Source organism: Cupriavidus sp. IK-TO18 (assembly GCF_015549295.1).
In the GTDB taxonomy this organism is placed as follows: Bacteria; Pseudomonadota; Gammaproteobacteria; order Burkholderiales; family Burkholderiaceae; genus Cupriavidus; species Cupriavidus oxalaticus_A.
The window spans coordinates 1-11,610 of sequence record NZ_JADGMP010000056.1 but is presented as its reverse complement, the minus strand read 5'-3'; the positions used below and the strand labels follow the sequence as shown (position 1 = coordinate 11,610).

Below are 11,610 nucleotides of genomic sequence, written 5' to 3'. Positions count from 1 at the left end.
ACTCTCGGATTTTGGGCAGCAATGGGCAACGAGTCGGGGGCATGGGTGGACGAGGAATTTGAGAGTCTGGATCTTGGCGATCCGCGGCGGGATCGGCGGGCCAAGGAATTGCTCAAGCGGTTTGCGGCCCTGCCTACGGCGAGCATTCCCGGTGCGTGCGATGACTGGTCGCAAACCATTGCGGCGTATCGGTTTCTCGGCAATGAGCAGATCGATTGGCGGGACGTGATGCAGCCGCATTGGGAGCGCACGGCGGAAAGAGTCGCGCAGTTTCCGGTGGTGCTGTGCATCGCTGATACGACCGAGCTGAACTTTAATGGCCAGGAAATGGAGGGGCTGGGGCCGCTGAGCTACGAAGCCCAGCGGGGCATGTTTTTGCACCCGACCTACGCGGTGACGCCTGACCGTGAACCACTGGGGGTGATCGATGCCTGGATGTGGGCTCGGGAACCAAAGGACGCCGACGGCAACCGCGGCGGGATCAAGGAAAGCGTACGCTGGACTGAAGGGTATGAACGCGTTGCGGAGCAAGCCGCGCTATTGCCCCAGACACGGCTGGTGTATGTGACGGACCGCGAGGGTGATATTGCCGAGTTGATGGCGCGCGCCCAGGAACTTGGCCAACCGGCCGACTGGCTGATCCGCAGCCAACACAACCGCAATCTTGCTGAGGGCGGTAAGTTGTGGGATAGCGTCGACGCCAGCCCGGTACTCGGGGAAATCACCTTCATCTTGCCAGGGCGTGCAGGCCAGAAAGCGCGCGAGGTCAAACAGGAGCTACGCGCAAAACGCATGAGGCTGCCCGGTCTGGATGGCCCTGCGCTCACCTGTGTAGAGGCCAGGGAGATCGGAGCGCCCACAGGCGTCAAGCCAGTGGTTTGGCGGCTGTTGACGAACCGAGAAGCGCAGGACGCCGATGCTGTCATCGAGCTCGTCGACTGGTACCGAGCCCGATGGGAAGTGGAGATGTTCTTCCATGTCCTGAAGACCGGCTGCAAGGTCGAAGCGCTACAGCTCTCGCATATGGACCGTGTGGAGCGGGCCTTGGCGCTGTACATGGTGGTGGCGTGGCGCATTGCCCGGTTGATGCGGTTGGGCAGAACCTGCCCGGATCTGGATGCGTCCCTGTTCTTCGACGCCGACGAGATTCGGGGGGCATATGTGCTCGCCAAGAAGGCCCGCCCGAAGACACCAGTCACACTCAATCAGATGATTCGGTTGGTTGCTTCCCTGGGTGGGTTCCTCGGGCGCAAGAGCGATGGCGAGCCCGGCGCTAAGACGATCTGGATCGGCATGCAGCGAACCATGGACGCCGCGCTCACCATTCAAGCACTGCGGGAAGAGTCATGACTTCTGTATAAGGAAATGGCCTGAAGGTGCCAGCTGACATCGAGATAGCTGTGCGCCAGCAGGTCGATATCTTCCTGAACGGTGCACCAGCCGCAATGCGCAAGCTGCGGCAGACGCGCAGCTGAGCTGCCGTAAAGTGTGGTGAGTGCTGTTGCACTGGAGATGACCCGTTTTTTTGGACAGCGCCTATCTTGAACCGAAGGAGGTGCCCACCATGTCCAAACTCACATGCCGTATGCCGCGGCCTTCCGCCAACAGATGGTTGACCTGGTCCATGCCGGCCGAACGCCGGAAGACCTGGCCAAGGAATTCGAACCCACCGCCCAGACGATCTATCACTGGGTCGCCCTGGCCGAGCGTGACGCAGGGACGCGTCACGACGGGCTGACCACTGCCGAGCGCGAAGAACTCACGCGGTTGCGCCGCAAGGTCAAACAGCTCGAATTGGAGCGTGAGATCTTGTCAAAAGCCGCGGCTTGGTTTGCGTGAACTGTAGATGGAATGGTCGCCTCCCGCCTCGGCGAATCGCCGACCGTTGAGACCGCGCCAAACCGGGGGCTGACTAAGCGGCCAGGCTGTGGCCTTCTTCTCCGGCGATGGATGGATACCATCGTTCAACGTAAGTCCGGAGCTGGTTATTGAGCACGGCTGTCCGGATTTGCAGCAGGTTGTGGGCGTGCCGAGGCCGCCAGGCCATCTGCTGCCGTTTGACGAATCGCTTGCTGACCACCTGGTTGACGGCCGACTCGACAAAACCTGATGCAATGGGCTCCCCATGCCGATAGCGGTCACCATAGTTCACGATGAAGTGCCGGTTGTTGTCGAGGTAGACAATGAACTCCTCGAGCTTGCCGAGAAGTTTGGCCTCTTCCGGGCTGGCCTCAGCTTCCAGATCCCAGCCCAGGCTTTCCAGTCGGCGCAACGCCGGATAGGGGCAGCCGTGCCACAGGTGCCACTTGGCGCTATGCAGCGCCTTGATCAATGCCGCGTTGCTGGGGCCGTCGCAGTGTGCCGGCCGGCCCCTGATCATCTGTTCGAGGTTCTGTATCCGCATGGCGATGTGGAACCAATCGAGGACGTACTCACCGCGGTCACCAAAGCCGAGTTGGGCAAACCGTACGGTATCCCCGCCGTCCGACAGGAAGGTGACCGGCTGACTGGGTTGCACACCTTCTCGTAGCAGGAAGTTCCACATGCGATCGGCCGGTCGGTGCTCCAGCTTGTGCACGTAGGCAAAACTATGCCCGCCATCCTGATCCCGCAGGGACTTCCCGACAATCACTTCAAACCAGCCGTCCTGGCGGCGCCGGTGTCCGGCCCGCCGAAGGTAGCCTCCGTCAATGCCGACCGCGCGGACCGGACTGGGCTCGGGGATCTCGGGCAAGCGGACACTCGCCGCCACCTCCGCCTGCTGCCGCGCGTCGGTGGCCTGCTCCGATTCCAGCCGGCGACCGAGCTTGGTGACCTGGCGCCGGATCGAGCTGGCTGCCAGTACGTGATCGAGCGGCAATACCTCCTGCAGGACGTTGACGGTCAGACCATACGACATCAACGCTGCAAACTTCACCTCGAGATACTGCAGTTCTGGACTGACCCGCTCAGGCAAGCAGTTAGCGACCGGACTGAAGCTAGGTGCGTCGCCCTGGCACTGCCGGCAGGGGTACAGCCTCGGACTGTCAATCGACAGCCGTCCAAACGCCTACGGAAAACCAAGTGATGGTGGCCCTTGCAAGCCAGCTGCGCCCCGCACGTGGGACAAACGCTGGTCCGGGCAATTGCCTCGGCAACCTGTGCCGTGACCATCGTGCGCTGCAGCCGGCCAAGCAATGATTTCGCCTCCTCCAGATGCAGCCCCAGCGAGCCCACATCTAGGCCATCTCTCTCGAACTGGGCTATCTCGGTGACGGTGGCTGGCGCCCCTCCATCGTCCTGCACTACAAGTTGCAAGCTGATACGCATGGCCGCCCTCCTCCCGTGGAAACTGCGGCGACCAGTCTACCTCTCGAACTCTCGCAACCGATCATTGACGGTCTGACGGTCAAAGCGACAATCCAGCCAAGTCAGCCACCCGTCGACCTCATCGCGTAAGTCTTCCAGTGCAATTGGACCCTCGCGCAGCGACTCGAGCCAGTCAAGGAACTCGTACTCACCGTGTTCCTCCCTTCCTCCACATACCTCTCGATCCCGCCAATGTCCTCTGGCGGGCAAGGCCCGAAGCCCGCCACGCAACAAGGCAGCCGACCAGTATATTGCCGCAGCAGACGCCGCTCCACCCGTATCTCATGTCGCCACCACGCGTTGAAGTCGTACACATAGCAAAGCCTTCGTGTTCGTGGAGATGAAACGCGGTGAGCGGCAGTTCGTTCGCGACTGTTCAGAACTGCAAGATTCCCTCAAGAGCTTCGCCGTAACGCTTGCCACGAATGCTGAACTCGTGCAGATGTTCGTCGGCCCAGCCCATGACGACTTGGATGACATGGTGCAATTGTCCGAGCGTCAAGTGCTCGGGAACGAGGACGCGCCGCCAAACCGGCGGGCTCAGGCCGCGCAGCGCAATTCGAAGTTGAAGGACGGAGATCGCCGGTCCAGGATCGGAAGCCATGCGCGCATTCTAGGTGCCTCATTGGCCTCTCAATAGAAGCCTTATCGCTTGCTCCCCGATTTGGCGCGGTCTCGGCTGTCCGGTAGTGACGATCGCCCTTCGTCTGCGGGAAAGAACAGGTATGCCTTCTGCGGGCGCGATGGCGACACGCTCCGCGCGCGCCGTTTCGCCGGGCGTATCGAGGAAATTAGACCACCACAAAGCTTCCTTACGGGCGTCTACGATCGTCCAAATCCAGTTCTCTGCGCCGCGTGAGTTCGGCCGCCGCGATTAAGGCGAAAGCATCGACGGCATGCGGAAGAACCCGATGTGATCGAGTGTATATACCGAGCTTGAAAGATAAAGGTACAGATAAGGGAACAAAGACAAGTTTCTTTTCAAGTAATTCGTTTTCGATCCCGAATCTGTTGACCAGTGCAACGCATTTTCCCTGTATCGCGAGCTTCCGCATCAATTCAAATGAGTCGGTTCGCAGAAAGACTTCAATGCTGGATTCACGGGCACTGATCAACGGTCCAATTTCCTCGAATATGGAGATCTCCTCTGTTGGGAGGACCAAAGGGTGGGTTAAGCACTCTTCAAGTGAAACATTGCGGTAACTTGCCAGGTCATGGAACGGCGCGACCGCGGCGCCCAACTCAAAGCGCGCGACAGACACCGGATGCACGTCTGGCCCAGTATGTCGAGCAAAACAAATCGCTATGTCCGATAGCCCTTGCGTCACCTGTTTTACCGCGTCAGATGATGTCGTAGTGCGGACGGTCAAATCTATACCAGGATGCGCTGACTTCATACCTTGCAATATTTGCGGTATGAAATCCGAAGTTAGGGACTCAACCGTGAGTACATCTACAGCGCCTTGACTGACGCCGCGCAGGGCGCCTAGCTCCCCTTCCATGCGTTGCGCATCTTGAATAAGCGTAATGACATGCTGGGACAACACCTTGCCCTCTGGAGTGACTTTCAGTCCGCCAGGAAGGCGCTCGAACAAGGGTCTTCCAATTTCGCTCTCGAGCTCGAGCAACTGCCTATTAAGCGCCGAAGATGACAGGTGCAGGCGCCGCGCAGCTTCGCGGATGCTGCCGGCCTTCCTGATCTCCTCGAAGTTCAACAGCGACCTTGAGTGAATGTGCATCAACCGGATTGTCCTCGCTTGAAAGATAGTTTCCACGTGTTTTGAGTAGGAAGTTGCACATGCCCGCCGGACCGCTCCCACCGCCGCTGCGCTTTTGGACTCACCTCGAGCGAAATTTTGCGCTGTGCCGCAGTCTGCCAAGCTTCTACACTCTACGAGCCTCCGGTTCCACCCGTTCAAGCGGCTCTAATTTGGGAGTTCCCTATCGATCCAAAGGACTGGCGCCGCAGACATTTCCGCACTCAGCGATGACCCGCAATAAGCTTACCTTGGACCGCTTCCAACAACGGACGATTGCCTCAATACAAAAATATACATGACTACACTCGCTAAAACAAATATGCCGGCAGCAAAATCTGCCACCTCGCTACCCATTTTGTTCATGTTCGGAGTAATTCTTCTTTCCTATGCAGTGAATGCGATGGATCGAATGGTATTTCCGTTGCTGGCCTCTGATATCCGTAAAGTCTACGGCTTCAGCGTAGCCGACTCTGGGTTCATCGCGACTATTTTTACTCTTGGTATGGCCGTAGCGGGGTGGCCGACGGGCTACCTCCTATCACGTTACTCGCGCAAAACCGTCCTCCAGGTTGGGGCGCTAATATTTTCGACTGGCACTTTACTGATTGCTTTGGCATTCGGCTATCTGGACATGCTGGTCTACCGAACCGCAACCGGCGTAGGTGAAACAATGCAACAGATGGCGATTACCACAATTGCTACCGCATACTTTGTCCAACATCGAGCTCTTGCTATCGCCACTACGCAAGTTGCGTTCGGCCTAGGAAACTTTGCAGGCCCGCTCTTGGCAGCTTCGGCGGTTTCAGCGTATGGCGGTTGGCAAGGCGCTTTCTTCGCGTTTGGCATTGCTGGATTCGCAATGATGTTCGTGATTGCCGTTTTCGTCCGCCGGTCATTCACGGAAACTCGTGCGGAAGCCGCTACTGCTGTTCGATTGGTCGGCGGCGCAAGCAAACTGCTTAACCGAAACACAGTCGTTTTATCGATCATCACGTTGATCACTGGCCCGATCCTTTACGGATATCTTGGCCTCTATTCGACATTTCTGCGTGAACAGATGCATTTTTCGGGCGGAGATGTTGCTTTCATCATGAGCATGTTCGGCCTTGGCGGATTGTTTGCACCTGTGGGCGGGTGGCTGGGGGACAGGATGCCCCAGCGCGCCATGCTTGCTGGCGGCTATATTGGCCTGGCGGTCGCGGGATTTTTACTTTTTAATCAAGCGCAAAGTATTTCAGACCACGCAATACTTTCCTTCATTTGGGGATTTGCACACACTGGAGTTGTCTATGTGAACTTGTGGAGTTCTCAAATCAAAACTGTACGGGCCGAACTTGGTGCGCGTGCCACGGGCTTATTTATCACCTGCCTCTACACCACGTCTGCGTTTGGCGGGTATCTGATGGGATATCTCGTGAATAGAACCAACTGGTCAACTGCAGGGACTATTCAACTTACGTTGTTCGCGACGGTATGCGCGCTACTTTGCGGGCTTCTACGCCCGAAGCTCATGTCAAAGCCCGAATGATGTAAATTTCTGACGCCGAAAGGACTTTAATCGAGGATCTGTAGTGAGCGAAACAAAGGAAATTCACGGATTCTGCTCTATTTGCGTCTCGAGATGCGGAACAATCAACACCGTTGTGGACGACATGCTAGTCAAAGTGCGGGCCGATCCAAACCATCCAAACGGCAAAGCCGTGTGTATGAAGGGACGAGCAGCGCCCGAACTTGCTCACCATCCGGATCGGTTGCTTTATCCATTGCGAAGAACCACTCCTAAAGGTGCTCCGTCTCCGGAGTGGGAAAGAATTTCGTGGGACAGCGCTCTAACGCTAATCTCCGAAAAATTGAATGAGATTCGCGTTGAGAGCGGAGCCGAGGCATTGGTTGTTGGTTCTACTACTCCAAGCGGCTCCATGTGCGACAGCTTTGAGTGGGTCAAACGATTTTCTCAAATCTACGGCACACCAAATTTTTTGGGAACCACTGAAATCTGCAACTGGCACAAAGACGATGCGAATATATTAACGTTTGGATGTCCTACTCCTCCGGGAGATCATCGAAACGCAGATGTTATTCTCCTGTGGGGAAATAATCCAACCAACACTTGGCTCGCCCAAGCCGATGCTATCGGTCAAGGTAGAAGTGCCGGCGCAAAATTGATTGTTGTCGACCCTCGCCCGACTCAACTGGCTCGGCAAGCGGATTTGTGGCTACAGGTGCGTCCTGGAACGGATGCGGCTCTTGCTATGGGCATAGCAAAGGCGATGATCGACAGCGGAGCGATGGATGTCGATTTTGTCCGACAGTGGTCAAATGCGCCGCTGCTTGTCCGTAGCGATAACGGTAAATTCTTACGGGAAAGCGACTTTTTCCCCGACGTCTTAGAGGATCGCTTCGCTATCTGGAATCTTGAGAATCGTTGGGTAGAATTTTCCGGGTCTGCGCCTGGGTTGACGCCTACGTCGGCTGCGATTGAGGGTGTTTTCGCAGTCAACATCTCTTTTGGAAAAGAAAGGTTAAAAGTCAACTGCAGTCCAGCGTTTGAACATTTCCGACGTGCCGTGGCCCCGTACACTCCTGAGTTTGTGGAAGGACTCACCGGCATACCGGCACATTATATTCTGGAAGCTGCACAGCTTTTACGACGCGGACAACGAATTTCTCATTATGCCTGGTCCGGTGTTGGCCAGCATGGAAACGCGACTCAAACAGCGCGCGCGATTGCTACGTTGTACGCGCTAACTGGTGCGTTCGATCGAAAAGGTGCGAATTGGGTGTTGAAAACTCACCCTGTAAATCGTGTCGAAGACTATCATTCATTCGTCACAAAAGAGCAGCAAAAAAAAGCTTTAGGATTAGGTACGCGGCCGCTCGGGCCGGCATCTAAGGGTGTGATAAGCATACCTAGTCTATGCAATTCTCTGTTGGGTGAGGAGGGTTATAAGATCCGGGCGCTTCTGACGTTTGGGCTTTCTCCTCACACCTCGAATGTGGACCCGCCTAGGCTTGAAAAGGCACTAAAGTCTCTCGAGTTTCATGTCCATTGTGACTTGTTCGAGACGCCTGCATCGCACAACGCGGACATATTACTGCCATCCTGTAGTCTCGCGGAGCGAGAGGCTTTGCGGGTAGGTTTCGAAATAAACGAGGATTCAGTCGAACACGTGCAGGTGCGACCGCGGCTTATCACGCCGCGCGGTGAATCAAAGCCAGATTACCAGATTATCTTTGATCTTGCTGTCCGGCTAGGCTTTGACAGCGCGTTTTTCAACGGCGACGTCGTAGCTGGGTGGAATCATATCTTGGAACCGCTGGGAATAGACGTTGCGGAATTGAGGGCCCGAGCGGGAGGGATGCGATTGCCGATCCGGCAAACGGAGCGGAAGTATGCCGCGACAAATGGCACCGGCGGTTTTCAAGGATTTGCAACGCCTTCGGGACGAGTCGAGCTTTATTCTGAAGCGCTGCTGACGGCTGGCTATGACGCCGTCCCCGTGTATCGATCTGCAGCGCAAGGCTCTGGTTGCGCCCCCAACTCTGCCTATCCCTACCTGCTCAGCTCCGCGAAGAACGGCTATTACTGCCACAGTCAGCATAGGAACCTGGCTTCTCTTCGGAAGAGATCGCCGTTTCCTATAGTGGAGATCAGTGCAGCGCTGTCGCGTCACAAAGGAATCGAAGACGGTGATTGGGTGCGCGTGGAAACGGAAGCAGGCAACGCGCGATTCAAAGCAAAAGTTCTTCCGGAACTAGCATTCGACGTGTTGGTCGCCGAATTTGGATGGTGGCAAGCGTGCGAGGATTTAGGGCTCGACGCTTTGCCTTTGTCAGGTGACGCAAATTCGAACTTCAGCAACCTGGTGTCCGGGGCAATGCTCGATCCTGTAAGCGGATCGTCTTCACTGCGTTCCGTCGCCTGTGACGTGATCCTAGATCAGACATGCGGACCGCGCCGTTGGAGCGGTTACCGTGAGTTCGCAGTTGTCGAAACTCGCGAAGAGGCGGAGGGTGTTCGCACAGTACGATTGCAAGCTTCCGACGGCGGAGCGCTTCCCCATTTTTTGCCGGGCCAGCACATCACTTGTCAGTTTCCCAGTCTTGGGGACGTTACGAGATCCTATTCGCTTACCGGCCCTGCAGATCTGCATGGTGGTAATTCGTATTCAATTTCCGTGCGCCACGCGCGCGGCATCAGTACTGAGGGCGTTGAACACGAAGGCCTAGTTTCGTCACATATTCACAAACGATTAAGAGTTGGAGACCGAGTTTCTGTCAAGGCGCCAAATGGCGTGTTCGTTATCCCTAAGCGTGCCAAGCGGCCTCTTGTTCTCTTCGCAGGCGGCATTGGAATTACGCCATTCTTATCATTCTTAGAGAGCGTAGTGCGCGAGACTACGGCTCCGGAGATCTATCTTTTCTATTCCAATCGAAATCGACGAACGCATGCTTTCCGCGAGAGAATCGCGGCAGTCGAGCGACAGCTGCCGTCATTGAGTGTTGTGAACTACTACGATGAGAAATCTGCTGAGGATCCTGCCGGCTCGGTGATCGGAAGAATTACTGCCAATGCTGTTAGTGACGATTTGATCCAAGCGAGGGCGCGATTTTACTTCTGCGGCCCCGGGCCGATGATGACCGCGTTAACGAAACAGTTAGTTGATAGAGGCGTACCACCCTTCGACATTTTCAGTGAAGCATTCAAATCGCCGTCTCTCCCGAATCTCCAAGATATACGGCGATTTCAGGTGCATTTTAAGAGATCCAACAAAATCGTTGAATGGTCTGCTGACGCGGGACCGCTTCTATCCCTTGGAGAAAAGAGCAGCATCCCCCTGGCGAGCGGCTGTCGCGTCGGGCAGTGTGAAAGTTGTTCAGTAAGAGTAATTGCCGGTTCGGTAGCTCATTTATCAGGTGATGGACCAGAGGAACCAGGAATGTGTTTTGCCTGTCAGGCAATTCCTACTAGCGATTTGGTTGTAGATGCCTGAAGTGAAGATAACTCGAAATTTGCGCGCCAAAAACGCTTGACAGGTAACGAGGTTCGAGTGGCCGCCGCCCTGCTTGCGCTGGCTGTTTGGCGCAAGCAGGGCGGCGGCCAATAGAGGCGTCTAGCTCGCGCTTTCCACTGTTAAGCCCCTGGCAAGGTAATCCCTTACCGAGCCATTTCACCTGATTTCATAACCTAGCAGCGTCCGGGACCCGCTTCCGGCCGCTAGTGGCTTTCGCCCATAGAAAAGCCCACTATACACGGAGGAGACAATGCTTCACCATCCAGGACGCCCTCAGGCGCTCATCCAGGCTGCGGCCCTTGTGACCTGCCTAGCTTCCTTCAGTAGCCCAGCTAATGCCGTCGAACTCTACGGGATCGTCGACTCATATCTCGCCTCTACCAAGGCCAGCGGCGAAGCCGGTAACGTGGTCGGCATCCAAAGTGGAGGCATGTCTACTGCGTTCTGGGGAATGACCGGCGCAGAGGATCTGGGAAACGGCCTAAAAGCTAATTTTCGCCTGGAAGGATACTTCTTCACCGACACGGGGACCGCAGGCCGGTTGGCAACCGACACGCTGCATTCTCGCAACGCTTATGTTGGTCTAGAGGGCAGGCTCGGTGAAGTTCGACTAGGACGACTGTCCAATCCAATGTTTCTCGCCACGTCGCAGTTTGACGCATTCGGCGGATCAACTAAATTCTCCCCTATTCTTAATCCACTCTGGGCGCCCCAGTACGGCCGTTATATCGCTGGCGATACTGGTTGGAATAATGCAATCGGGTACTACACGCCGGAGGTTGGTGGATTATCCGGCCGCTTTGTCTACGGTCTGGGAGAGGCTGCTGGCACGAACTCCAGCAACAATGCGGTAGCCATGCTGTTTTTGGACAGGAAGCCACTCACTGCGACAGCGGCCTATCAACGGACACGAGTAGGCCCAGGTTTTCCGACGGGGAGTTGGGCCCAAAGCGTGTGTGTTGGGGCCGCAGCGTACGACTTCCAGTGGGCAAAGGCATTCCTCGAATACGTTGGAACGCGAGCCAGCGGCGGTGCGAGGTTCCGTACCGATACCTTTCACATCGGGACCACAATCCCGGCTGGTCCAGGCCGGGTAATGGCGGCCGCCGTTCAGACCAACATTCGTGCCGACGGGCAAGCGGGCACATGGCGGCGGGATATCGGCTTGGGGTATCTCTACTCGTTCTCCAAGCGCACTGATGGATACGTCAACGTTCTTTACGACAAGCTAAGTGATAAGGGGAGCGGCACAAGCGCTGGGATCGGAATCCGACATAAGTTCTAGAGTCCTCCAAGGGGCATGCCGGCAGAGTGTGGAGTTTTTCCAGGTTGGTCCGGCATCTCGCCGGTCCCGTCCCAGCGCTGTCCCGCGGAGTTGCGGTAGCAAACCACCGGCGGGCGGCGCGGGCGGTGGCCGCGGTGACGGAGGGGGTGGCTTTGATTTTGGTGCAATTTACGACGGTTTGCGAACCCAAGTTTGGTGCGGG

At 56.5% G+C, this 11,610-nt stretch carries 8 protein-coding genes and 2 pseudogenes; 6 read left to right on the top strand and 4 right to left on the bottom strand.

From position 1 onward, the window contains the following. Positions 1-21: 21 nt before the first annotated feature. The 3 genes and pseudogenes from IPF36_RS33085 to IPF36_RS33075 all read left to right on the top strand — a co-directional run bounded on the left by IPF36_RS33085 (position 22) and on the right by IPF36_RS33075 (position 1,839). The gene (locus IPF36_RS33085; RefSeq protein WP_195432178.1) at positions 22-1,350 is read left to right on the top strand and encodes an IS4 family transposase; all 1,329 of its coding nucleotides are present in this window, start codon (positions 22-24) and stop codon (positions 1,348-1,350) included. Between the two features lie 7 nt (positions 1,351-1,357). Beyond that, positions 1,358-1,475 (top strand): annotated as a pseudogene (locus IPF36_RS33080) (TetR/AcrR family transcriptional regulator); the annotation flags it as partial. A gap of 103 nt (positions 1,476-1,578) precedes the next feature. Continuing rightward, positions 1,579-1,839: a transposase gene (locus IPF36_RS33075; protein ID WP_195432177.1), complete on the top strand. Its 261-nt coding sequence runs from the start codon at positions 1,579-1,581 to the stop codon at positions 1,837-1,839. Positions 1,840-1,912: 73 nt separating this feature from the next. Here the strand turns inward: IPF36_RS33075 and IPF36_RS33070 are convergent. The 4 genes and pseudogenes from IPF36_RS33070 to IPF36_RS33055 all read right to left on the bottom strand — a co-directional run bounded on the left by IPF36_RS33070 (position 1,913) and on the right by IPF36_RS33055 (position 5,087). After that, positions 1,913-3,309: pseudogene (locus IPF36_RS33070) on the bottom strand (ISKra4 family transposase). Positions 3,310-3,410: 101 nt separating this feature from the next. After that, complete coding sequence (locus IPF36_RS35195) at positions 3,411-3,662, bottom strand: hypothetical protein (RefSeq protein ID WP_195432176.1); 252 nt, start codon at positions 3,660-3,662, stop codon at positions 3,411-3,413. A gap of 62 nt (positions 3,663-3,724) precedes the next feature. Then, positions 3,725-3,952: a plasmid pRiA4b ORF-3 family protein gene (locus IPF36_RS33060; RefSeq protein ID WP_195432175.1), complete on the bottom strand. Its 228-nt coding sequence runs from the start codon at positions 3,950-3,952 to the stop codon at positions 3,725-3,727. Between the two features lie 208 nt (positions 3,953-4,160). Then, complete coding sequence (locus IPF36_RS33055) at positions 4,161-5,087, bottom strand: LysR family transcriptional regulator (protein WP_255519985.1); 927 nt, start codon at positions 5,085-5,087, stop codon at positions 4,161-4,163. Between the two features lie 316 nt (positions 5,088-5,403). On the opposite strand from IPF36_RS33055, the gene IPF36_RS33050 reads away from it, so the two are divergent. From IPF36_RS33050 to IPF36_RS33040, 3 genes are all read left to right on the top strand, one after another. Next, complete coding sequence (locus tag IPF36_RS33050) at positions 5,404-6,636, top strand: MFS transporter (RefSeq protein WP_195432173.1); 1,233 nt, start codon at positions 5,404-5,406, stop codon at positions 6,634-6,636. A 43-nt stretch (positions 6,637-6,679) separates the two neighbouring features. Then, positions 6,680-10,102, top strand: coding sequence for a molybdopterin-dependent oxidoreductase (locus tag IPF36_RS33045; protein ID WP_195432172.1), 3,423 nt, complete (start codon positions 6,680-6,682; stop codon positions 10,100-10,102). Positions 10,103-10,373: 271 nt separating this feature from the next. Next, positions 10,374-11,408, top strand: a complete 1,035-nt coding sequence (locus IPF36_RS33040) for a porin (RefSeq protein ID WP_195432170.1) — start codon at positions 10,374-10,376, stop codon at positions 11,406-11,408. The last annotated feature ends 202 nt before the right edge of the window (positions 11,409-11,610 follow it).